General features: G+C 65.0%; 19 protein-coding genes. 2 read left to right on the forward strand and 17 right to left on the reverse strand.

Features of this window, described 5'->3' with window-relative positions:
* Window positions 1-20: 20 nt before the first annotated feature.
* Both ACP15R_RS21570 and ACP15R_RS21575 read left to right on the forward strand, forming a co-directional pair.
* Complete coding sequence (locus ACP15R_RS21570) at window positions 21-1052, forward strand: TAXI family TRAP transporter solute-binding subunit (RefSeq protein WP_424988140.1); 1032 nt, start codon at window positions 21-23, stop codon at window positions 1050-1052.
* Between the two features lie 56 nt (window positions 1053-1108).
* Window positions 1109-2794: a sulfatase-like hydrolase/transferase gene (locus ACP15R_RS21575; RefSeq protein ID WP_424988141.1), complete on the forward strand. Its 1686-nt coding sequence runs from the start codon at window positions 1109-1111 to the stop codon at window positions 2792-2794.
* Between the two features lie 20 nt (window positions 2795-2814).
* Here the strand turns inward: ACP15R_RS21575 and ACP15R_RS21580 are convergent, their stop codons facing one another.
* From ACP15R_RS21580 to ACP15R_RS21660, 17 genes are all read right to left on the reverse strand, one after another.
* The gene (locus tag ACP15R_RS21580) at window positions 2815-3609 is read right to left on the reverse strand and encodes an IclR family transcriptional regulator (protein WP_424988142.1); all 795 of its coding nucleotides are present in this window, start codon (window positions 3607-3609) and stop codon (window positions 2815-2817) included.
* 66 nt (window positions 3610-3675) lie between these two features.
* Window positions 3676-5016 carry a TRAP transporter large permease gene (locus ACP15R_RS21585; RefSeq protein WP_424988143.1) on the reverse strand — a complete coding sequence of 447 codons (1341 nt, stop codon included), beginning with the start codon at window positions 5014-5016 and terminating at the stop codon, window positions 3676-3678.
* Between the two features lie 37 nt (window positions 5017-5053).
* Window positions 5054-5551: a TRAP transporter small permease gene (locus ACP15R_RS21590; RefSeq protein WP_424988144.1), complete on the reverse strand. Its 498-nt coding sequence runs from the start codon at window positions 5549-5551 to the stop codon at window positions 5054-5056.
* A 67-nt stretch (window positions 5552-5618) separates the two neighbouring features.
* Window positions 5619-6680, reverse strand: coding sequence for a C4-dicarboxylate TRAP transporter substrate-binding protein (locus ACP15R_RS21595; protein WP_424988145.1), 1062 nt, complete (start codon window positions 6678-6680; stop codon window positions 5619-5621).
* Between the two features lie 139 nt (window positions 6681-6819).
* Complete coding sequence (locus ACP15R_RS21600; RefSeq protein WP_424988146.1) at window positions 6820-8334, reverse strand: class I adenylate-forming enzyme family protein; 1515 nt, start codon at window positions 8332-8334, stop codon at window positions 6820-6822.
* 23 nt (window positions 8335-8357) lie between these two features.
* Window positions 8358-9362: an NAD(P)H-dependent flavin oxidoreductase gene (locus tag ACP15R_RS21605; RefSeq protein ID WP_424988147.1), complete on the reverse strand. Its 1005-nt coding sequence runs from the start codon at window positions 9360-9362 to the stop codon at window positions 8358-8360.
* A gap of 12 nt (window positions 9363-9374) precedes the next feature.
* Entirely contained in the window at window positions 9375-10151 is a 777-nt protein-coding gene (locus ACP15R_RS21610; protein ID WP_424988148.1) for an oxepin-CoA hydrolase, alternative type, read from the reverse strand.
* A 3-nt stretch (window positions 10152-10154) separates the two neighbouring features.
* Complete coding sequence (locus ACP15R_RS21615) at window positions 10155-11288, reverse strand: acyl-CoA dehydrogenase family protein (RefSeq protein ID WP_424988149.1); 1134 nt, start codon at window positions 11286-11288, stop codon at window positions 10155-10157.
* Window positions 11289-11297: 9 nt separating this feature from the next.
* Window positions 11298-12494 (reverse strand): acyl-CoA dehydrogenase family protein, encoded by a 1197-nt coding sequence (locus ACP15R_RS21620; protein ID WP_424988150.1) that lies wholly within the window; start codon window positions 12492-12494, stop codon window positions 11298-11300.
* A gap of 13 nt (window positions 12495-12507) precedes the next feature.
* The gene (locus ACP15R_RS21625) at window positions 12508-13686 is read right to left on the reverse strand and encodes an acetyl-CoA C-acyltransferase (protein ID WP_424988151.1); all 1179 of its coding nucleotides are present in this window, start codon (window positions 13684-13686) and stop codon (window positions 12508-12510) included.
* Between the two features lie 9 nt (window positions 13687-13695).
* Window positions 13696-15783 (reverse strand): 3-hydroxyacyl-CoA dehydrogenase NAD-binding domain-containing protein, encoded by a 2088-nt coding sequence (locus ACP15R_RS21630; protein WP_424988152.1) that lies wholly within the window; start codon window positions 15781-15783, stop codon window positions 13696-13698.
* Between the two features lie 276 nt (window positions 15784-16059).
* On the reverse strand, window positions 16060-17223 hold the full coding sequence (locus ACP15R_RS21635) for an S-(hydroxymethyl)glutathione dehydrogenase/class III alcohol dehydrogenase (RefSeq protein ID WP_424988153.1): 1164 nt from the start codon (window positions 17221-17223) through the stop codon (window positions 16060-16062).
* Window positions 17224-17250: 27 nt separating this feature from the next.
* A complete protein-coding gene (locus ACP15R_RS21640) occupies window positions 17251-17904 on the reverse strand; it encodes a DUF1826 domain-containing protein (RefSeq protein WP_424988154.1) in 654 nt (217 codons plus the stop codon).
* A 40-nt stretch (window positions 17905-17944) separates the two neighbouring features.
* Complete coding sequence (locus ACP15R_RS21645; protein WP_424988155.1) at window positions 17945-18415, reverse strand: phosphoribosyl-AMP cyclohydrolase; 471 nt, start codon at window positions 18413-18415, stop codon at window positions 17945-17947.
* 57 nt (window positions 18416-18472) lie between these two features.
* Window positions 18473-19600, reverse strand: coding sequence for a CobW family GTP-binding protein (locus tag ACP15R_RS21650; RefSeq protein ID WP_424988156.1), 1128 nt, complete (start codon window positions 19598-19600; stop codon window positions 18473-18475).
* A 154-nt stretch (window positions 19601-19754) separates the two neighbouring features.
* Complete coding sequence (gene secD, locus ACP15R_RS21655) at window positions 19755-22301, reverse strand: protein translocase subunit SecD (protein ID WP_424988157.1); 2547 nt, start codon at window positions 22299-22301, stop codon at window positions 19755-19757.
* Window positions 22302-22417: 116 nt separating this feature from the next.
* Window positions 22418-22780, reverse strand: coding sequence for a hypothetical protein (locus ACP15R_RS21660; protein WP_424988158.1), 363 nt, complete (start codon window positions 22778-22780; stop codon window positions 22418-22420).
* Window positions 22781-22842 lie beyond the last annotated feature (62 nt).

Consider the following 22842-nt stretch of genomic DNA (forward strand, 5'->3'; position numbering starts at 1 on the left):
TCCAGGAGGAGACCTCACCCATGAACATCACCAAACTCAGCCGCCGTTCCGTTCTGGCGGGCGCCACGGCCGCCGCGACACTCGGGATGCTGCCCCGCACCGCGCTGGCCAAGGAGCTGTTGCGCATGTCGACGCTCGGACCGGGCACAAGTCCGAACCTCGTGATGACGACCTTTGCCAATATCATCAATCGGGACCTGCCGGATTATGAAATCCAGGTCAATGCCACCGGCGCGGCCACCCGCCACGCGCTCGAGGTGGCAATGGGCAAGACCGCGTTCTGCATGTCGTCGCCGGCGATCCACGCGCTGATGCGGGATCAGCGCGCCATGTTCGAAAAGATCGACCAGGCCCCCGAACTGGTCAAACGGCTGCGCACGGTGCTGAACTTCCCGATGGGGGTCTATCACATCGCGGTCTATGACTCTTCGGGCATCACCTCGCTTGAGCAGGCACGGGGCAAACGGGTCTTCCTCGGACCGCCCGGCGGCGCGGCCTATGCCACCATGTCCCGGCTCTTCAGCGAGGTCGCGGGCCTGGAAGCGGGCACCGATTATGAGGCGGTCAAGCTGGGCTGGGACGCCGCCGCCGCGTCGTTCCAGGATGGCAATCTCGACATTTATTGCAACCCGACCAATGCCCCGAGCCCGGTGCTTACCCAGATTGCCGTGACCAACCCGATCCGTTTCCTGGGTATCCCCGAGGACCAGGTCGGTTCCGAGGCGGTTGCCGCGCTGGCAAGCCGCCCCGGCTTTGGTCTGGGCACGCTGCCCGCGGGCACCTATGGCGACAACCACGTGAACGACAGCGACACGACGACCCTGCGGGTGACGGTGGGCATCATCACCAATGAAACCGCCGACGAAACGATGATCTACCAGATGACCCGGGCGTTTTACGATGGCGTGGCCGAGATGCGCGACAGCGCGCCCTGGCTCAGGGCGATCACACCCGGGGCGGCGGTGGCGGATCTGAACCTGCCGCTGCATCCGGGGTCGCTGCGCGCGCTCGAAGAGCTCGGAGTGGAGATACCGGACGCCGGCCGTCTCTAGGCCCCTTCCCGGCCGGGGCAGGATCGTCCCGGCCATGACTTCAGGTGACTTGCCCAATGCCCAAAAACGTTCTCTTCATCATGTGCGACCAGCTTCGCTGGGATTACCTGTCTTGCACCGGGCATCCGCACCTGCACACACCGAATATCGATCGCCTCGCGGCGCGCGGTGTCCTGTTTGACCGTGCCTATGTCCAATCGCCGATCTGCGGCCCGTCGCGCATGTCGTTCTATACCGGGCGCTATGTCTGTTCTCATGGCTCGACCTGGAACGGCATCCCGCTCAAGGTCGGCGAGATGACGCTTGGCGATCATTTGCGGCCCCTCGGGGTGCGCACCGCGCTGTGCGGCAAGACCCATATGACGGCGGATATCGAAGGCATGCAACGGCTTGGCCTCGCCCCGGACAGCGAGATCGGCGCGCGGGTCTCGGAATGCGGCTTTGAAGCCTATGAGCGCGAAGACGGCCTGCATCCCGACGGCCCCCGCTATCCGCGCAACGCGTCCTATGACACCCACATGAAACGGCGCGGCTGGCCCGACGAAAACCCCTGGGACCGCGTTGCCAACAGTGCCGAGGACGAGGCGGGCAACATCCTGAGCGGCTGGTTCATGGAAAATGCCGACAAACCCGCCCGGGCCGCCGACCAAGACAGCGAGACGCCCTATATCACCGGCCGCGCGATGGATTTCATCCGCGAGGCGGGCGACACCCCCTGGTGCCTGCACCTGAGCTATATCAAGCCGCACTGGCCCTATATCGCCCCCGCGCCCTATCACGCCATGTATGGCCCAGCGACCCATCTGGCCCCGGTGCGCGACCCGGCAGAGCGCGACAATCCCCATCCCGTCTATGGCGCCTTCATGGAGGAACGCGTCAGCCGGGCGTTCCGCGACGACACCGCCCGGACCCGCGTGCTGACGGCCTATATGGGACTGATCAAGCAGATCGACGACCAGATCGGGCGGCTGATGGCGTTCCTGGACGACCAGGGCCTTGCCGGGGACACCATGATCGTTTTCACATCCGACCACGGCGATTACCTCGGCGATCACTGGATGGGCGAAAAAGAGCTGTTTCACGATGCTTCGGCCCGCATCCCTCTGATCGTCGTTGACCCGTCCCCCAAGGCCGACGCCACGCGCGGCCTGAAATCCCACGCCCTGATCGAAGCGATCGATATCGTGCCGACAATCCTCGACTATTTCGGCGGCGATCCGGCCCCCCATATCCTCGAAGGGACATCGCTGTTGCCGATCCTGCAGGGCCAGGTCGACAGCCTGCGGGATTTCGTGGTGTCCGAATATGATTATTCGATGCGCGACGTGCGGCGACGGCTTGGGGTCGAGGTCAGGGACGCCCGGCTGACGATGCTGTTTGACGGGCGCTGGAAGTTCATCTTTGCCGAAGGGTTCCGGCCCATGCTGTTCGATCTGGAGCGTGATCCCGATGAGCTGGCCGATATCGGGGCCGATCCCGCCCATGCCGGCGAAATCGCCCGGCTGGAACGGCTGCTGTTCGACTGGACGCGGCGCAGGTCACAGCGCACAACCCGGTCCGACGCATGGATCGCCGCACGTGACACGACATACGGAGAGGTCAAGACGGGCATCCTGATCGGCTACCGGAACGCGGCGGAACACCATGAGGCCCTGCGCGAGGCCCGTGCCGCCGAACCCGACCCCGATCCCGAAACGGACCCCCGACAGGACCCCGGACAGGACAGGGGCAGGCCATCCTGAAGCGGCTGGCGCGCGATGCGTCAGCCGCCCGCCAATACGGAATAATGCTGGCCGGTCATGACCCGGAGCTGTTCGACCGCATTGGCCAGCGCCGGCCCGACCTCGGCGCGGATGCGCTCGTCGCTCAGGTCATCGGCGGGCGCACCCGCGAGAAAGGACACGGGTTCGCCAAATTCGGACGGGCGATAGGGCGTGGCCAGCGCATTGATCTTGGAAGAGAACCGACGCTCGCCGCTGAACAGCGCGTAGCCATGGGTCAGAAGGTCGCTTTGGGCGCGGTCGCATAACGCGCGGCAATCGGCATGGGCCTCTTGCGGCAGGTGGGTCAGGAATTTGCTGCGCTCGCCCTCGCTCAGCGCGCCGAGATAGGCAACCCCCGTCGAGGAATTCAGAACCGGCATCCGGTACCCCACATTCAGCCAGATCGGCGCGGTGTTTTCCGGCCGCCAGGTCTTGACCATCAGCATGTCGCCATCATCCTGGATGGCAACACCGATCAGGGTGCGGGTGCTGTTGGCGAGGGCCTGCATGCTCGGGGCGGCGGTTTCGACAAAGCCAAAGGCCGCCGAAGCGATGTTGCCCAGGGCCAGCGCCGCCGGTCCCAGCCGGTATTTGTCATGGTGCCGCCCATGGGTCAGATAGCCCAGGGCGCAAAGGGTAAAGGTCAGCCGCGAGACGGTCGAGCGGGGGATGCCAGTGCGCTCGGAAATCTCGAGATTGCCGAGGCCGTTGTCGCTTGGCCGAAAGGCGCGCAACACTCCAAGCCCGCGCGCCAGCGTGTTGGCAAAGCGCTTGTCCCCTTTCAGTTCCTGCATCAACGTCCCATCCGACAACAATCCCTGTTCCACAATATAGAATTTATGCCGGACGAAAAGATCCCATCAGCTGACCGCCTGCGCCAGCAGCAGCGAGATGGCCGGAAAGCTGACAATCAGGAACAGCACGATGACATCGGCACAGAGGAACCGCCAGATGCCCGCAAAGATCGTGCCCACGGGCGCGGCGCGGCCGACCACGTTGGACAGCACGAAAACATTCAGCCCGACCGGCGGCGTGATCAGCCCGATCTCCAGCAGCTTGACCACCACGACACCGAACCAGATCAGGTTCATGTCATAGGATTCAACCAGCGGGATCACCAGCGGCAGGGTCAGAACCATGATGCCGATGGGATCAAGGAACATGCCCAGCAACAGGTAGACCGCACAGACACAGAGCAGCAGCACGGCCGGTGTCAGCTGTGCCTCGGCAACCGTTTGCACGAGGGCAGGGGCCATGCCGGTCAGGGCGGTCGCGGCCACAAAGATCTTGGCCCCCGCGGCGACCGCGAACAGGGCGGCGGTCTGAACACAGGTCTCGCGCACCGACAGCCACATGTCGCGCAGGGTCAGGCGGCGCTGTGCAAAACCGATGGCGGCGGTGACCACCACGCTGACGGCGGCGGCGGCGGTTGCGGTGAAGAACCCGCCATAAATTCCCACCACGATGATCAGGAAGATCAGGATCGCGGGCCATGCCTCGATCGCCGATTGCAGCCGTTCGGCCTTGCTGGCGCGTTCGCCCCGGGCCGGGGCCACGGCGGGGTCGGCGGCGGTCCAAATCCAGATCACCAGCACAAAGCCGAACAGGGTCAGCAGGCCGGGCAGGACCCCGGCGAGGAACAGCTTGCTGACCGAGGTTTCAGTAAAGATGGCATAGATGATGAACAGCACGCTGGGCGGGATCAGCGACCCCATGGTGCCCCCCGCCGCGACGCTTGCCGTCGCCAGCCGCGGATCATATCCCAGCCGCAGCATCTCGGGGGTACAGATCTTGCCCATGGTCGACGCACAGGCAATCGACGACCCGGTGATCGCGGAAAACCCGCCGCATCCCACCACCGAGGCCACAGCCACGCCGCCGCGCAGCTGCTGGAGCCAGACCCGCGCCGAGTTGTAGACCGCCGTGGTGATGCTCGCGCGATAGGCGATGTTGCCCAGGGCGACAAACAGCGGAATCATCGACAGATCGAATGTGTGCATCAGATCGAAGGAGTTGGAAAACACCAGCGACGCGGTGGCCCGGAACGCCCGCTCGGGCATGAAGGTGCCTGTGCGCAGGGCAAAGATGGCAAAGGCGGCGGCAGTGGCGACGCCGATCAGGGCAAAGGCAATCGGCACCCGGATCGCCAGCAGGACGAGCATGGTGCCAAAGGCGATCATTCCGATGGTTGCGGGATCCATGGGGGCTCTTTCTGTTCAGGGGGTTGCGGCGGCGGGCTCAGTGCCCGTCGATATCGATCGGTTCACCGCGCAGGGCGGTTGCGGCATCGGAAATGACCATCGCCACCAGCCGCAGCCAGCACAGCGTCACACCGATGACAAACGCCAGCCGTCCGGGCCATTGCGGCAGGTTGAGATCGCCATAAAACGCGCTGCCGGTGGTCCATTGGTGCAGCAGTTCCTTGCCCCCCGACCAGATCAGCGGGGTCAAAGCCAGCACGCCAAAGAAGCTGCCGAAGACGACGAACCAGTTGACCAGCCCGGCAGGCAGGAAATTGGTGACGAACTCCACCGCGATATGGGCGCGCTTGGTGGTGGCGGCGGCCAGCGGCATGGCAATGGCCAGCACCATCAGTTCGCGCACGATGATCACGGTATCGGGCACCGCCGCGTTGAACAGGTTCAACGCCACCACATCGGCGAAGATCAGCAGCGCCAAGAGAATGATGGCCACCGTGGCGACATCCACGAACAGCCGTTCCAGCCTGTTCAGCATGGGGGGTCCTCCTCACGAGAAGCCGGGGCCAGGGGTGGCCCCGTGCAGGATGTTCTTGCGCGCGCGATCAGCGCTCCCAGGGATAGCCCTGTTGCTCGAACTCGGCGGTGTATTCCGCGACGGCGGCGGTGAAGGTCGCGATCAGCTGATCCGCGTCCAGCCCGACGCTTTCGGCATTTTCCTTCCACTCGGCCAGGAACGGTTCGGTCGCGTCGTTCAGGGCGGCGGTGTCCTCGGCGGAAAGTTCGATCAGCTTGACCGGGCGCTCATAGCCGTCTTCGCGCATGTTGCGTTCGGCCTCGGCGTTGAACCCGATCACGATCTCGGCGAACTTGTCGGCCAGCTCGGTGCCGGTCTGCACCAGCACGGCGCGCTGATCGTCGGTCAGGCTGTCATAGGTGTCCTTGTTCATGAACATGCCATAACCGCCGATCTGACCCCAGTTCAGCAAGGTATAGCTGTCGACGACCTCGTACCATTTGAACGCCGGAACCACGTAGGAATAGCCCTGGGTACAATCGATCAGGCCGGTGTCGATCGCCTGATATGCCTCGTAGATGCTCAGGTTGACCATGGTGGCGCCAAGCGCGTCAAAGACCTTGCCATAGACACCCGCGCCGCGCACCTTCTTGCCGGCGATATCCGCCACCGAGGCGATCTCGCCGCCCTTGCAGGCCACGTTCACATCCGACGCGGTGAAGGTGCCGATATAGACCAGGTTCTGCTGCGCCAGGTGTTCGGTGATCGCGGGCGAATTGCGCATCAGCTTGTCCGTGGCGCGCAGCCCGACCCAGATATTGGACCCGGCAATCGGCAGGTCGGCCAGCGAATAGGCGGCCATTTCCTTCTGGAAATAGGCGGCAATCACCGAACCGGCATCGGCCACGCCATCGCCGATACCCTGGACCGCCGCCGGGGCCTTGAACAGCGCGCCACCCCATTGGATGTCCAGCTTCATCTCGCCATCCGACAGTTCGCCCATGCGTTCGGCAAACCATTCCAACGCCGTCGGAACCGTTCCGCGCCCCGGCCCGCCATGTCCGTAAAAGATGGTGGTTTCGGCGGCGGCGGCGCTGCCGAGCCCCAAAGCCATGGCCGCACCGCAGATTGCCGATTTCATCAGGTTCATTTGCAACTCCTCCACTTGTCGCGTTTGCGTGCCGTTCTACTAAGTAGAATTACTTTCCGTAAAGCAAAATTATTTGCGATCTACCCCTCGCGACCGCAATCTCGGATTTCGGTTCGGTCCCAGAGGGTTGAGACCGGGTTCACCCCGCCAGTTCCCCGGCAAAGCTCTCGATCAGTTTGGCCTTGAGGATCTTGCCCGTCGGCGCGGTGGGCAGCTGGGTCGCCACGATGATTCGCGCCGGGCGCTTGTAGGGGGCCAGCCGGTCATGGATGAACGCACCCAGATCGGCCTCGGTCACGCTGCCCCCCTCGGCCACCTTGACAAAGGCCAGCACCTCTTCGTTGCCATCCACCTGGCGTCCCACGACCCCGGCGGTGATCACCTCGGGATGCTCGGTCAGGGTGGCTTCGATCTCGACCGGGTAAACATTGAAACCCGAGCGGATGATCAGTTCCTTGCTGCGCCCGACGATGTGCAAGCGCCCTTCCTCATCGAACCGGCCCAGGTCGCCGGTGCGGAAGAACCCGTCATCGGTCAGGGCCTTGGCGGTCTGGTCCGGGTCGCGGAAATAGCCCTTCATCACCTGCGGCCCGCCCAGCTGGATTTCGCCGATACCCTGGCCCGGTTCCGCGCCCGTGGCGGTCATGTCCAGCCGGAATTCGCAGTTCAGCATCGGCTGTCCGACGCTGATATCCGGGTCGCCCAGCTCGTTATTGGTGGCGCAGACCCCGGCGGCCCCTTCGGTCAGCCCATAGCCGTTTTGCAGCGGCAGGCCATAAAACGCCTCGGCCTTGCGCTTCCACACGGGATCGAGCGGCGCGCCCCCGGACGAGACATAGCGCAGCAGCCCCCGCTCATAGCGCGCCTTGTCGTGCTGGCGGGCATAGTGGAACAGATGCGCGTGCATCTGCGGCACGCCGGGCAGGAAGGTCACGTCTTTCTGCAACGCGTCATACAGCCGTTCGACCTCGAACCGGGTTTCAAGCCGCACGGTGCCCTGAGCCCGTGTCATCGCGAGAAACGTCACGAATCCATAGACATGGCTAAGCGGCAACCCAAGGAAACACACGTCGTCAGGGCGCATGCCGCGCACCTCTTGCGTGCCATGGGCGGCATTGATCAGGCTGGCATGGGTCAGCATCGGGGCCTTGGGCGCGCCCGTCGTGCCGGATGTATAGAGCATCAGCGCCACCTGCTCGGCGGCGGCGTCAAAGACCGGTTCCGGCGTGCTGCCCGCGCGGGGCATCATACCGACGGTGCCAAAGGCGCCCGACACCTCTTCTGCCTGGAAATGGGTGGCATGGGCCTGCGCGGCCCCCGAAACATCGGTGCTGAACACCACCATGCTCGGGTCGCTATGGGCAAAGATGCGGTCCAGTTCGGTATCGGTCAGGCGGGCATTGATGACGACGGAAATCGCATTCAACCGGCTGACCGCGTAAAAGAACGCCGGAACCGAAATGCCGTTCTCAAAGACCAGAACCACCCGGTCCCCGGCTTTTACGCCGCGCGCGCGCAGGGCGGTTTCCGCGTCATCGGTGGCGCGCAGCAGATCCGCCCAGCCGTGATGTGTGCCGGCGTGATCGATCACCGCCAGCGTATCGCCGCGCGCGGCGGCGGCCTCGGTCAGAAAATCATGGATTCGAGTTTGCATATGTGGCCCTCCCTTGTGCCCCGTCAGGCGGCGCAGCCCAGTCGTTTCATCGCGTTCCGTGCATCCGCCTCGAACCGGCCGACGATATCCGCCAGCGGCTCGACCCGGTCGACAAACCCCAGGGCATGACCCGCCGCCAACAACCCCCGCGAGGTGTCACCGGTTTCATAGGCCTTGCGCCCGATGGCCCCCGAGATGTGTTGCATCAATTCCTGCAGGCCGACATTCGGGTTGTCCCGTTCGATCCCGGAAACCGTCCGCGTGGTGTCGTTGCGCAGCGACCGGGTGGTGTTGCGGATCGAGGCCATGCAGAGTTCCGTATCGAGCTCGCTCGCATCGATCAGGCGCTGCTTGTAATCCGCATGGGCCTGGATTTCCTCGGCAACGAGAAACCGGGTTCCGATCACCACGCCCGATGCCCCCATCGCCAGCGCCGCGATCAGCTGAGCCCCGCTGCCGATGCCGCCGCCAATCAGCCACGGGATGTCGAGCCGCTGGCCCGCCAGCCCGGCATTCACCATGCTGCCGATCATGTCCATGCCCGGATGGCCGCCGCATTCCGCGCCGACAATCGACACCATGTCGACCCCGACGGCCTGGGCCTTGACCGCGTAACGCAGGCTGGGCACCTTGTGCAGAACGGTGATCCCCGCGCCCTTGAGGATCGGCATGAAGGCTTCGGGGCTGCGGCCCGAGGTTTCCACGAATTTCACGCCGCTCTCGGCGATCAGGTGAAACACCTCTTGGGTCCGTTCACCCTGTACCAGTTTCGGCAGCATCGACACATTGACGCCAAAGGGCTTGCCCTCGGACAGGTCGCGGCATTTTTCGATCTCGTCCTTCAGATCGTCCAGTTCGGGAAAGCTCGCCGCCGTGATGAACGAGATGATCCCCGCCCGCGCCGCGGCAGAGACGTATTCCGCCTTGGCCAGCCATTGCAGCCCCCCGGCCACGATCGGCAGGCGGGTGCCAAAGGCGCGGGTCACCGGGGTGTCGAAAATGTCGGACGTCGGGGAAATGGCGTTCATCGCGGCAACCTCTCAGCGGAAAACGGGGCGTTGTTTGTTCAGGAAAGCGGTGATGCCGGTGCGGGCTTCGTCGCTGCCAAGCGCCTGCGCCATGGCGGTGCATTCGGCGGCAAGCTGTTCGTCCTGCGTGGCGGATTGGGCGGCGTTGAGCAGCCCCTTGATGGTGGCAATGGCCTGCTCCGGCCCCTTGGCCACCTGCGCGGCGAGCTCCTGGGCCACGCGCAGCGCATCCCCCGGCGCGACCAGTTCGGTGATCGCGCCCAGATCAAACAGGCGTTCGGCGCTGATCGGCTCGGCCAGCATCGCCATGCGCGACACGGTGGCGCGCGGCAGCATCTGCATCAGCGTATGGGTCGCGCCGCCATCGGGCACCAGCCCGGCGCGCACATAGGCCAGCACGAATTTGGCCCGCTCGGCGCTGACCACCATGTCACAGGCCAGCGCGATGGACAGGCCCGCCCCCGCCGCGCCGCCTTCGACCGCGCAGATCACCGGCTTGGGGCATTCGCGGATGGCGCGGATGATGTCATGCAGGCGGTTGATATTGGCGTGGCGTTGCTCCAGCGTCATGTCGCGCCGCTCGCGCAGTTGGTTCAGATCGCCCCCCGAGCAGAAAAACCCGCCGTCGCCGGCCAGAATCACCGCGGCGATGTCCGGGTCGGTCCCGGCCTCGCGCAGACCGTCCAGAAGCCCGGCGTAATACTCGGGCGACAACGCATTGCGCGTGGCGGCATTGGTGTTCCACAACACCAGATGATCCGGATGACGGTCCTTGCGAAACAGGCTCATGGCTCAGGCGGCCTTCAGCGCGATAAAGCGCTCAAGGTGGTAATCCACGTCGCCGAACTGGTGGTCGATCATCACCAGGCGGCGGGCGAAATGCGACAGGGCGTATTCGTCGGTCATGCCGATGCCGCCATGCATTTGCACGCATTCCTCGGAGACCAGCGCGCCAACCCGCCCGATCAGGTTCTTGGCGGCGCTGACATAGCGTTCGCGCGTGGCGCGCGGTGCGTCCAGATGCCCGGCGAGATTGACCACGGCGGAACGCGCCTGTTCGATCTCGATCAGCATGTCGGACATGCGGTGCTGCAATGCCTGGAACTTGCCGATGGCGACGCCGAACTGCTTGCGTTCCTTCAGGTATCCGATGGTCAGCGCCTTGGCGGCCTCCATCGCACCCACGGCTTCGGCACAGACGGCAAGCGTGGCACGGGCATGGGCCGCTTCGATCGCGTCAAACGCCTTGCCCGCCACGCCCAGACGCGCCGATGCGTCCAGCCGGACGTTGTCGAGCACCACTATCGCAGCGGATGTGCCGTCGATATTCGGGCGACCAATGATCGAAACGCCTTCGGCATCGGCGGGCAGCAGGAACAGCGAAATGCCGTCCTGATCCCAATCCGCGCCGCTTTCGCGGGCCGAAACCACCAATGTCTGAGCCTCGGCCCCGTTGATGACATGCGCCTTGGTGCCGTTCAGGACCACGCCCGCGCCATCCGGTGCCGCGGTGGCGGTGACATGCATCAGGTCATAGCGCGACGCGGTTTCCGCATGGGCAAGGCCCAGCACCTGACCACCCGCGATGACCTCATCGATCAGCGCCTTCTGCGTGTCGTTCCCGAGTGCCGCGACAAGACCGCCGGCCAGAACCGCATTGCCCAGAACCGGCTCGATCACCCCGGCGCGACCCAGTTCCTCGAACACCACCGAAATATCGAACCCGGTGCCGCCAAACCCGCCCTGATCCTCGGAAAACAGCGCCCCGAGAATGCCCAGTTCGGCCAGCTCCGCAAGGATCGCCGGGTCAAAGGCCGCCCCGTTTGCCAGCAATTTCCGCCGCGCTTCGTGGTCGTATTTCTCGGCCAGAAAGCGCGAAAGCATGTCGCGCAGCATCGCGCGTTCTTCGGTAAGATTGAAATCCATGACGCCCCCTCAGAGTTCCAGAATGGCTTTTGAAATGATGGTGCGCTGAATCTCGTTCGCACCGCCAAAGATCGACAATTTGCGCATGTTGAAATAGGTCGGCGCGGCGGCGGGCGCGTGTTCCGGCCCCTGTGGCGGCTGGTTGTCGCCCCCTTCGAGATAGTCGGGCAGGAACGGCATCGCGTCCGGCCCCGCCGCGCGGCGCAGCAGCGAGGTCAGTTCCTGGCGCAGCAGGGTGCCCTTGACCTTGAGCATCGAGCTTTCCGCCCCCGGTGCCTGACCTTTCGCCGCCGCCGACACCACCCGCAGGTTGGTCGTGGCCATCGCCATCAGGTCGATTTCCGCCTGTGCCATGCGCCCGGCGAAATGCGGGTTCTGATCCAGCGGCTTGCCCCCGGAATACGTGCTCGCCGCCACCAGCTTGAGCGTCGCCAGCGCCGCCTGCGAAAACCCGACCCCGGCGATATTGGTGCGTTCGTGGGTCAGCAGGTACTTGGCATAGGTCCAGCCCTTGTCCTGCTCGCCCACGAGGTTCTCGACCGGCACGCGGACATTGTCGAAAAACACCTCGTTCACCTCGGCCTCGCCATCAATGAGCGTGATCGGCCGCACCGTGACTCCCGGCGTTTTCATGTCGATCAGCAGGAAAGAGATGCCTTCCTGTTTCTTCACGTCCGGATTGGTGCGCACGAGGCAGAAGATCCAGTTGGCGTGCTGGCCCAGCGTGGTCCATGTCTTTTGACCGTTGACCACATAATGATCCCCGTCGAGCACCGCGCGGGTCTTGACGGCGGCAAGGTCGGATCCGGCCCCCGGCTCGGAATAGCCCTGGCACCACCAGTCCTCGCCATTCAGGATACGCGGCAGAAACCGTTGTCTTTGCGCGTCAGAGCCGAATTTCAGCAGCACCGGCCCCAGCATGGTCAACCCGAAGGGCACAAGGCGAGGTGCGTGGGCAAGGCAGGCTTCTTCTTCGAAGATCATGCGTTGCACCGCATCCCATTCCGCACCGCCATGTTCGGCGGGCCAATTGGGTGCCAGCCAGCCGCGCGCGTTCAGGGTGGCGTTCCATTCCTCGTTGTCGGCCTTGGACAATCGCTTGCCCAGCCGCACTTTCTCGCGGATGTGGCGGGGCAGGGTCTCGGCCAGAAAGTCACGCACTTCGGCGCGGAATGCCTGTTGCTCGGGGGTGAAATTCAGATCCATTGCTCAGGCTCCCTCAGAAAATCTCGAACAGGCCGGCCGCGCCCTGACCGCCGCCGATACACATGGTAACCACGCCCAGCTTTGCGCCACGCCGCCGCCCCTCCAGCAGGATATGGCCGCTCATGCGCGCGCCGGTCATGCCAAACGGGTGCCCGATGGAAATCGAACCGCCATTGACGTTGCAGATTGCCGGGTCGATCCCCAGCCGGTCACGGCAGTAGAGAGCCTGGCTGGCAAAGGCTTCGTTCAGCTCCCAAAGATCGATATCCGACACCTTGAGCCCGTGCCGTTCCAACAGGCGCGGCACCGCGAACACGGGGCCGATGCCCATCTCGTCGGGTTCACACCCGGCGGTCACGAACCCCTTGAACGCGCCCAGCGGATCGATCCCCTGCTGCTCGGCCTGAGCGGCCTCCATCAAGACCAGCGCCGCCGCCCCATCCGACAGTTGCGAAGCATTGCCAGCGGTCACGAAATGGCCTTCGCCCTGTACCGGGGCCAACCCGGACAAACCTTCGATCGTGGTATTGGGACGGTTGCAATCATCCATGCCAAAGGTCACGTCCTTGCGAGTGATCTCGCCGGTTTCACGATCCTTGAAGGCCTGGGTCACGGTGATCGGCACGATTTCGCCGTCGAACTTGCCCGCCGCCTGTGCCGCGGCGGTGCGCTGCTGGCTTTCCAGTGCCAGCGCATCCTGCGCCTCGCGGCTGATGTCATACCGTGCGGCCACGGTGTCGGCGGTCTTGATCATGGAATCGTAGATCGCCGGCTTGTTGGCTTCCAGCCAGGCTTCGCGCTGCTGCGGCGGGCGCGACGGGGGCATCTGGCTGATGCTCTCGACGCCGCCGGCAATAGCGGCGGGGGCCCCTTCGGCCGTGATCGCATGAGCCGCCATCGCCACCGCGTTCAATCCCGAGGAACAGAACCGGTTGACGGTAGCCGCCGCGACGGTAACTGGCAGTCCGGCGCGCACAACCGCGTGGCGCGCGATATTCATGCCGGTGATCCCCTCGGGATAGCCACAGCCGATAAAGGCGTCTTCGATCAGCGCGGGGTCAAGTTTGGCCCGCGCCACGGCATGTTCCACCGCGTGACCGGCCATCGTGGCCCCGTGGGTTTCGTTGAAAGCCCCGCGATAGGACTTGGCAAGGCCCGTACGGGCGGTCGAGACGATAACGGCTTGTTTCATGGGTCTTCCTCAGGAATTCAGGCTTGCAAAGGTCCGGCCCTCGGCGACCAGCCGCTCCAGCAGCGGAGCAGGTTGCCAGAGATACGCGTCTTCGGCGGCAAAGCGTTTGATGTCGTTCAGGATTTTCTCAGGGCCCACGGTGTCGGCATATTGCATCGGTCCCCCGCGCCAGCGCGGAAACCCGTAACCGTTGAGCAGCGTCACATCCACGTCCAGCGGACGCAGGGCGATGCCCTCTTCGACCACGCGGGCCGCTTCGTTGACCATCGCCGCCATGTAGCGGTCGACGATCTCCTGCGGGTCAAGCGGCCGCGCCGCGATCCCTTTGTCCTGACGCTCGGCCGCGATAATCGCGTCCACATCGGGATTGGGACGGCTGCCATCACTGCCATGGATATAGAACCCGGTGCCGGTCTTGCGGCCAAAATGGCCCTGTTCGCACAGGCGGTCGGAAAATTCGGCATAGACCTCGCGCGGGTCGCGATTTGGTGCCACGCGTTTGCGATTGGCCCAGCCGATATCCAGCCCCGCCAGATCGCCCACCGCAAAGGGGCCCATGGCCAGGCCGAAATCAACCAGCGCCTCGTCCACGTCGAACGGGCTGGCCCCGGCCAGCACCGCGCCATCCACCGCCTTGCGGTATTGGGCCAGAATGCGGTTGCCGATGAACCCGTCACACACGCCCGCGCGCACCGCGATCTTGCGCAGCCGCTTGGCCATGGCAAAGCCGGTGGCCACCACGTCGGGCGCGGTTTCGGCCCCGACGACAACCTCAAGCAACTTCATCACATGCGCCGGCGAGAAGAAATGCAGCCCCACCACATCCGCCGGGCGGGTGGTCATCCGGGCAATCGCGTCCAAATCCAGATACGAGGTATTCGACGCCAGGATCGCGCCGGGTTTGCACACCGCATCAAGCCTGGTGAAAACGTCCTTCTTGACCTCCATGCTCTCGAACACGGCCTCGATGGCCACATCCACCTGCGACAGCGCGGCATAGTCATCGCTGGCCCGGAAAGTGTCGGCGAGAATGGCATCATGGGCGCTCTGGCTCAGCTTGCCGCGCTTAACCGAACCCATCAGCAGTTTGGAGACCGTTGCCTGTGCCCGCGCAACCGAGTCCGCATCGCGTTCGATCAGCGTCACGTCCAGCCCCGCCAACAACGCGCTGACCGCGATCCCCGCACCCATGGTGCCACCGCCGACAACGCCAATCGCCGCCACGTCGCGCGGGGCGACCCCCGCAAGTTCCGGCAGCTTGCCGACCTGACGTTCCGAGAAAAACGCGTGGATCAGGGCGGCGCGCTGGTCCGAGTCCATCAATTCGCGAAACAGGGCGCGTTCCTGCGCCAGACCTTGTTCAAACGGCAGGTCCTGTGCGCCCTGCACGGCATCCACGCATTTTTGCGGCGCTACCTGACCACGAGCGGATTTCGCCAACCTGGCCCGTGCCGCGTCAAACACCGCCGGATCAACCGGGGTTACGGCCATCGCGCCGGTCGGGCGCGGCCCCCTGGCCGCGGCGACGATTTCATGGGCAAAGGCAATCCCGGCGGCGCGGATGTCGTCGACTTCGGCCACCTTGTCGATCAGGCCCAACTCCAGCGCCGCATCCGCGCCAATGGGTCGTCCAGAGGTGATCATCGCGATTGCGTTCTCGACCGGGATCACGCGGGGCAGACGCTGGGTTCCGCCCGCACCGGGGAGCAGGCCAAGGGTGACTTCGGGCAGGCCGAATTTCGCAGAGGCCAGCGCGATCCGGTAATGCCCGCCAAGCGCCACTTCGAGCCCGCCGCCCAGGGCCGTGCCGTGCATGGCAACGATCACCGGCTTGTCACAGGCTTCGAGGATGTTGATGACCTCGGGCAAAAGCGGCTCTTTTGGAGCCTGGCCGAATTCGCGGATATCGGCCCCCGCGATAAAGGTGCGGCCCGCGCCATGGATCAGGATCGCGGCGACCTTCGGATCGTCGGATGCCTGGTGCACAGCCTCGACAAGACCAACCCGCACATCGAATGACAGCGCGTTCACCGGTGGGTTCGCGATTTCAACCACGGCGATGCCATCGTGAAAACTTGGCCTGACCGAATCTGACATGCAGGTTCCTCCCGTCGCATTCAATTCGCCGGGGGTGTAGATCATCTCGATCTAAATTTCAATATGTAGAATTCATTTCTGCAAAACAGAATTACAAAGCTGCACGCCGGATACCGGCACGACGACGGGCACGACGGCGGACCCGACGCGCCGGGGTGGGCCGGGGTGCAGGTCACGGAAAGGGGAAATGGTCAGTGTCCGGCCGGCCCGCCGGGCGGTCAGATACGGCCCCGGCACGGCATGGTTCCGTGTCGGGGCCCTGGGGTCATCGGCGTGTCACTCGGGCACCAGAACCCCGGGCAGCGAGTTCACCGTCATGGTTTCATCCGGCTGGAAATGGATGACCGAACGGATCGACTCGCCCGCCTTGAGCAGGTCAAAGGCGGTGTTGATCTGGTTATGGGTCATGTGATGCGTGATGTATGGATCGACGCTGAAGTCGCCGCGCAGCCATTCATCGACCATGCCGGGCAACTCGCTGCGGCCCTTGACCCCGCCAAAGGCCGTGCCGCGCCAGACCCTTCCGGTGACCAGCTGAAACGGGCGGGTCGAGATCTCTTGCCCCGCGCCGGCCACGCCGATCACCGTGCATTCGCCCCACCCCTTGTGGCAGGATTCCAGCGCCGCCCGCATCAGGCCCACATTGCCGACTGCTTCGAACGTGTAATCAAGCCCGCCGCCGGTCATCTCGACCAATACGTCCTGGATCGGGGCGTCGTAGTCGCGGGGGTTGACGCAGTCCGTCGCGCCAAGCGCCTTGGCCAGCAGGAATTTCGACGGGTTGATGTCAACGCCGATGATTTTCGAAGCGCCGCTCATCACGGCCCCCTGGATCACCGCCATGCCAACCGCGCCAAGGCCAAAGACCGCAACCGTCGCCCCGGCCTCGACCTTGGCGGTGTTGCGCACGGCCCCCATGCCGGTGGGCACGGCACAGCCCATGACCGATGCCTTCGACAGCGGCGCATCCCTGGAGATTTTGGCGACGGAGATTTCCGGCAACACGGTGTATTCGCTGAAGGTGCTGGTGCCCATATAATGCAGGATCTGCTTGCCCTTGTGGGAAAAGCGCGATGTGCCATCGGGCATGACGCCCGCGCCCTGGGTCTGACGAATGGTCTGGCACAGGTTGGTCTTGCCGGATTTGATATAGGGGCAATTGGGGTCCTCGGGCACGTAGAGCGGGATCACGTGATCGCCGGGTTTGACCGAGGTGACACCGGGGCCGATCTCTTCGACCACGCCGCAGCCCTCGTGGCCCAGAACGCAGGGGAAGAGTCCCTCTGGGTCTTCGCCCGACAGGGTAAAGACATCGGTGTGGCACAGGCTGGTGGTGACGATGCGCACCAGAACCTCGCCCGCCTTGGGGCCTTCGAGGTCGATTTCTTCGATTTCAAGCGGCCGGTTGGGTTCCCAGGCAATGGCGGCACGGGTTTTCATTGGGCGTCTCCTGATGGGGTGGGTGGGTCAGTGCATCAAATGCCTGTCTGGTTCCTGCCCGGGATCCGTGACCGGATCGAGCACGAGAACCAGCCGGGTCTCGCCGGTGCCTTCGATCGGGGGCGAACGATGCAACAGGCCGGAAACCGGGGTTTCCGGCCAGCTTGTGCCGCGCAGGATGATCGGCGACCCGGTCGGCACGGTGAACACGCGGCGCGGATCGGCCCCGTCGCCGGCAATGCCGTATTGGGTGCCGGTACCGCGATAGGTACAGACCAGCCGCGCCGTCACCGCGTCAATGTGGAACTTGCGACAGGCATTGCCGCGCACCACGTCAAGCCGCAGGCGCAGATAGTCGACCCGCATGACATTGGCGAAAATCGCCGCCAGCGCCGACACGTCATCAATCAGCAGGTCACGCTCGGGGCCGTCGGGGGTGCCGCACACGCCGGCAATGTCCACCAGCGCTTCGCAGACCCTGTCGGCGCGCAGCACGATGCGCGCCCGGGGGAGCCTGTCGGGGGCCACCTGGTCGATCCATTGACGGAACCGAGGCAGGGGGCGGCGCTCCCAGATCGTGGCGGCGCAATCGGGCCGGCGGATCGCCGCCAGCCCCTCGGGCGTGGCGGCGCTGTGCAGGCCGTTCGCGCCGGCGAATTCCTGTGCCTCAAGCAGTGTCATGACGGTCCTTTCATCTGCGGGTCGGGCGCGGTCTGCGGTGCTAGGGTTCGTAGGGCAGGGACGAGTGATGCAGCACGATGCGCAATGTGCCGGTCGCGTCCCTTTTGTAGCCAAAGCTCTTGTCGACCTTGGTCTCGGCACCGGCCTTGTCGGTCAGGATGACCCAACCCATCCACATGGCGACATCGCCCTCGGTAAAGATGGCCGAGGTCACGCTCCGCATGGCGCGCCACCCCCGGATCGCAAAACCCGCATCCAACGGGTAGCTGTCGGAATGGCCACAGAAATAGGCCAATGCCCCGGCCTTGGTCGGGCGAAAGGTCTGTTCGCCGCTGGCCATGGTGGGTTTGAACAGAACCGGGCCCTGATCATAGGCGTAATTGCTGTCCAGATGTGCCGTGGCGACTCTGCGCGCGGCCTCGATACCGCTCTCTTCATAGGCGCGCGAGATGGCCACCTTGGCATCCCCCCAACGGCCGAGCGCGGCGGTGATTTCGTCCTGGGTTATCATGTTTCTCGATGTCCTTGTCATTTTCGCGCGCTGCGCGGTGGCTTGGGGCGGCCGCGCTCAGTGCGGCAGATCGACCGTCCGTGCGATCATGCCCCGGGCGGCGGGCCGGTCCTGCGAAAGCTGCATCCGCAGCATGTCGAGGCTGGCCCCGAGATCGGCTTGGCGCATGTCGCGCGCAATCAGCACGACCCGGCTGGTGCGGTCGCTGCCGGTCCAGGATTTGAGCGGCACCGGCGCGTCAAAGATATGCTGCACCCCGTGAAAGACAAAGGGCCACTCCATGTCCTCGACATGCACGATCCCCTTCATGCGCAGGATGTCGGCACCCTTGATCGCGATCAGCGTGTCGAGCCAGAAGTCAAAGACACTGGCCGGGATCGGCTCGGGCACCTCGATGGATGCCGAAACGATCCGGTGGTCGTGATGCCCCGGCGACCCGGTGCCCGCCAGCCGCAGGGCGGTGGCCGGTTTCGCCGAAAACCCCGACAGCCCGGCAAGCGGATCCGGCGTTTCGGTCGCCATGCCCAGCCAGCCGGACACATCGCCCGGTTCCACCCCCTCGCGCATTGCCGAGAGGCCGAGCAGCGCGCCGGCGGGGTACTGTCCGTGGTCGGCGCGCAGCCGCCGCGCGGTAGGGTTGATGCCGTTCAGCCGCGCCTCGAACTGTCCGAGCACCTGCGGCGTGACAAGATCGGTCTTGGTCAGGATGATCAGGTCGGCCATCGCGACCTGGTGTACCGCCTCGAATTGGGTATCCAGCGTGCGTGGTCCGGCGGCAGCATCGGCAACCGTCACCACGCCGTCCATGCGGAAACCGGGGCCGACAAGCTGATCCACCACCAGGCTATGCAGGATCGGGCCGGGATCGGCGATGCCGGTGGTTTCGATGACCACCCGGTCAAAGGCGAGATCGCCCCGATTGCGCCGCGCCAGCAGTTTGCCCAGCGTGCGCAGCAGATCGCCGCGGATCGTACAGCAGACACATCCCGATTGCATCAGGACGGTTTCTTCGGTGGCTTCTTCGATCAGGTCGTGATCCAATCCGACATCGCCAAATTCATTGACGATCACGGCAATGCGCCCGGCCTGCGGATCGCTGATCATCCGGTTCAGCAGCGTTGTCTTGCCCGCCCCGAGAAACCCGGTCAGCAAGGTCACCGGAATGCGGGTGTCTTCAAGCTCCATCCCTTGCCTGCTCCTTGTTCGGTGTCTTGTTCGGTTTCGGTGTGGTTGGTGAAGATGGTATGTTATAGCATAACAAATCACAAGGCCGACAATGATCCACCTTGCACCCCGCAATCCGGCCCCCGCCCGCGTGTCAGGCGGGGGCCGGTTCGTATCAGCCGGGGAACGGATGCAGCGCGGCGTCGCGTTCCTGTTGGCTGCGGCGGTCGACGCCGAGCATCAGCACGATGTTCTTGGCGACAAAGATCGACGACCAGGTGCCGATCACGATGCCAAAGGTGATCGCAAAGACAAAGCCCCGGATCACGTCTCCGCCCAGCACCAGCAGCGCAATCAACGCCGCCAACGTGGTCAGCGAAGTCATCAGCGTGCGGCTCAGGGTTTCATTGGCCGAGCGGTTGAGCAGGTCGCGCAGGGGCATCTGCCGGTACTGGCGCAGGTTCTCGCGGACCCGGTCAAACACCACCACCGTATCGTTGATCGAATAGCCCAGAATGGTCAACAACGCAGCCACGGTGGCCAGATCGACCCGGAGCTGAAACAGCGCGAAAACCCCCAGCGTAACGATCACGTCATGCACCAGCGCGGCCACCGCCCCCACCGAGAACTGCCATTCGAACCGCGCCCAGACATAGAGCATGATGCCGCTGATCGCCGCCCCAATGGCGAGCAACGCCGACCACATCAGCTCTGCCGAAACCTTGCCGCCGATGGTCTCGACCGAGGTGAACGCCATCTCCGGATCCACCGTGTGCAGGGCGGTCTGCACTGACGCGAGCGCGTCCCGGGGCAGGGCGGTATCGCGCCCGTCAGTGCCGATGCGGATGGCGATTACATGCGAGTCGGCGGCGCGGCCGGGATCGAAAACCTCGGTGATCACCGCGTCCGCGTGGCCGACCCCGGCAAGCGCCTCGCGATACGCGCCGATATCGACGCTCTGCTGCGTCTCGGCGCGGATGCCGGTGCCGCCCTTGAAATCGATGCCAAGGTTCAGCCCCATGCCGGCGATCAGGACAACCGACACCACCACCGCCAGCACGGATGCGCCGAAGGTCGCAAATTGCGCGCGGAAAAAATCGACCCCCGGACGGGCGGGCAACCGGGCGAGCAGGCCGCGCATCCCGAGGCTTCGTGGCGCGCGCCATTCCAGCCGGTATTGCAGCACGAGGCGGGTGACCAGAAGCGCCGCGAACATCGAGGTCAGGATGCCAAGCCCCATGGTCACCGCGAATCCGCGCACCGGCCCCGCACCCAGCCAGAACATCAGCCCGGCGGTCAGCAGCCCGGTCAGGTTCGAGTCGAGGATCGCCGAAAAGGCGCTGTCAAACCCGTTCCCGACGGCGCGCCACACGGATTTTTCGCGGCGCAGCTCTTCGCGGATGCGTTCGAAGATCAGCACGTTGGCATCCACCGCCATGCCCATGGTCAACACGATCCCCGCGATGCCGGGCAGGGTCAGCGTGGCCCCGATCGCCGACAGCAGCCCGACCAGCATGACCATGTTCACCGCAAGCGCAAAGGTCGCGACAAAGCCGAAACCGCCATAGCACAGCACCATCAGCGCACAGGTCGCCAGGAGACCGACCAGCGCCGCCCGCGCCCCGGCGATGATGCTGTCCCGGCCCAGTTCCGGCCCGACGGTGCGCTCTTCGAGAAACCGCAGCTCGGCAGGCAGCGCCCCGGCGCGCAGCAGGGTGGCAAGCCGGGCCGTCTCGTCGGTTGTGAACGTGCCGGTGATGATCCCCGAGCCGCCGGGAATGTGGCTCTGGATGATCGGGGCCGACAGCACCTCGCCGTCAAGGACGATGGCAAAGGGCTGGCCGATATGGGTCGCGGTAAACGCGCCAAAGGCGCGCGCCCCGGCACTGTCAAGACGGAAGGTCACCGCCGGTCGCCCGTTCGCGTCATAGCCGGGCTGGCTGTCGACAAGATCCTCGCCGGTGACGACGGCGCGGGGGTCCAGATCATAGCTCTGTCCCGGCTGCCCGGCCAGCGGCAGGGTGAGCCGATCCGGCCCGGCGGTGCCGGACACCGGGTTGAACGACAGCCGGGCGGTGGTGCCGATCAGCGCCTTGAGCGTCTGCGCGCTGTCGATACCGGGCAGTTCGATCAGGATACGGTCGCGGCCCTGTCGCAGGATGGTGGGTTCGCGGGTTCCGGCCTCGTCGATGCGGCGGCGGATGATCTCAAGGCTCTGCGCCACGATGCGGTCGGTCAAGGCGGCATGCCCGGCCTCGGAGAACCGCAGCACCAGCGTGCCCTTGTCTTCTAGCACCTCGATCTCGGGCTGCCCGCCATCTGACCGAAGCAGGTCGCGCGCGATCCCGAGCGCGGTCGCCATGTTCTGTGGCTCGGCCAGGGTGATGTGCATTTCGCCGGCAGGAGCCTCGATACGGCGCAAGGCCCCGACCTCGCCGCGCAGCGCATCGCGCAGTTCGGGCCAGAGCGCGGCCATGCGGTCCTGTTCGACGCCGGCAATGTCGACTTCGGCCACAAGATGGGCCCCGCCGCGCAGGTCGAGACCCAGATTGACCAGTCCCGAAGACAGCCACCCCGGCCAGCCGGGCGCGGTGGTCGGTACAGAAGAGGAGTCGTCAAGTTGCTCGACGCGGGTGTAAAAGGCGTTGGGCAGAGCAAGCCAGAGGCACAGGAGGCAGATGCCCCAGACGCCCAGGCGTTTCCAGAAAGGTGTTCGTTGCATGTGAAATCCCCGACAGGAACCGCCGCGGATTTTGCGCGGGGCCTGCCGTATGTCGTGATGGTTGTGATGATGACGAAAGCTGCCCCGCGCGGATCGGCGGCAGGGGCAGGAGGGGATCACGATGCGGGCGGGGCGCGCGGCGGGTTGGCCAGCCGGGCGGCGCTGCGCAGCCAGCAGCCGCGCAGTGCCGGGCGCACCCGAGGCGACGCCGCACCGTGCCGGGTACTCTCATCGCCAGCACAGGGGCCAGCATGTGGATCGATCCAGTCAGGCGCCGCCGGATCGGGTGGGCGCAGCAGGGCGTGATCGCCGGAAAGGCCGGTCAGGATACCCCTGACATCCTCGGGGGCCAGACCGCCAATGATCGCATCGGCCTGTGCCGGGCCGGCGATGCGCGGCGACACCGGCATAACAAGCACGCACAGCAGGGCGACAAGCGCCCCGATCCTGCGGATGAATTGAACATGTCCCGATGACATTGCATAGGCCCTGTGCGCAAGGGGATGGCCCGGCCCGATACCGTTCAAAGGGTGCGGGCCGG

This window comes from Microbulbifer sp. S227A (assembly GCF_049800935.1).

Bases quoted from the DNA above. Each gene is read 5' to 3' on its own strand.
- ACP15R_RS21615 (WP_424988149.1), bottom strand. From the start codon at position 11,288: ATGGATTTCAATCTTACCGAAGAACGCGCGATGCTGCGCGACATGCTT.
- ACP15R_RS21620 (WP_424988150.1), bottom strand. From the start codon at position 12,494: ATGGATCTGAATTTCACCCCCGAGCAACAGGCATTCCGCGCCGAAGTG.
- ACP15R_RS21650 (WP_424988156.1), bottom strand. From the start codon at position 19,600: ATGGAGCTTGAAGACACCCGCATTCCGGTGACCTTGCTGACCGGGTTT.
- ACP15R_RS21635 (WP_424988153.1), bottom strand. From the start codon at position 17,223: ATGAAAACCCGTGCCGCCATTGCCTGGGAACCCAACCGGCCGCTTGAA.
- ACP15R_RS21660 (WP_424988158.1), bottom strand. From the start codon at position 22,780: ATGTCATCGGGACATGTTCAATTCATCCGCAGGATCGGGGCGCTTGTC.
- ACP15R_RS21600 (WP_424988146.1), bottom strand. From the start codon at position 8,334: ATGCAAACTCGAATCCATGATTTTCTGACCGAGGCCGCCGCCGCGCGC.
- ACP15R_RS21605 (WP_424988147.1), bottom strand. From the start codon at position 9,362: ATGAACGCCATTTCCCCGACGTCCGACATTTTCGACACCCCGGTGACC.
- ACP15R_RS21610 (WP_424988148.1), bottom strand. From the start codon at position 10,151: ATGAGCCTGTTTCGCAAGGACCGTCATCCGGATCATCTGGTGTTGTGG.
- ACP15R_RS21575 (WP_424988141.1), top strand. From the start codon at position 1,109: ATGCCCAAAAACGTTCTCTTCATCATGTGCGACCAGCTTCGCTGGGAT.
- ACP15R_RS21645 (WP_424988155.1), bottom strand. From the start codon at position 18,415: ATGATAACCCAGGACGAAATCACCGCCGCGCTCGGCCGTTGGGGGGAT.
- ACP15R_RS21580 (WP_424988142.1), bottom strand. From the start codon at position 3,609: ATGCAGGAACTGAAAGGGGACAAGCGCTTTGCCAACACGCTGGCGCGC.
- ACP15R_RS21595 (WP_424988145.1), bottom strand. From the start codon at position 6,680: ATGAACCTGATGAAATCGGCAATCTGCGGTGCGGCCATGGCTTTGGGG.
- secD (WP_424988157.1), bottom strand. From the start codon at position 22,301: ATGCAACGAACACCTTTCTGGAAACGCCTGGGCGTCTGGGGCATCTGC.
- ACP15R_RS21630 (WP_424988152.1), bottom strand. From the start codon at position 15,783: ATGTCAGATTCGGTCAGGCCAAGTTTTCACGATGGCATCGCCGTGGTT.
- ACP15R_RS21570 (WP_424988140.1), top strand. From the start codon at position 21: ATGAACATCACCAAACTCAGCCGCCGTTCCGTTCTGGCGGGCGCCACG.
- ACP15R_RS21590 (WP_424988144.1), bottom strand. From the start codon at position 5,551: ATGCTGAACAGGCTGGAACGGCTGTTCGTGGATGTCGCCACGGTGGCC.
- ACP15R_RS21585 (WP_424988143.1), bottom strand. From the start codon at position 5,016: ATGGATCCCGCAACCATCGGAATGATCGCCTTTGGCACCATGCTCGTC.
- ACP15R_RS21640 (WP_424988154.1), bottom strand. From the start codon at position 17,904: ATGACACTGCTTGAGGCACAGGAATTCGCCGGCGCGAACGGCCTGCAC.
- ACP15R_RS21625 (WP_424988151.1), bottom strand. From the start codon at position 13,686: ATGAAACAAGCCGTTATCGTCTCGACCGCCCGTACGGGCCTTGCCAAG.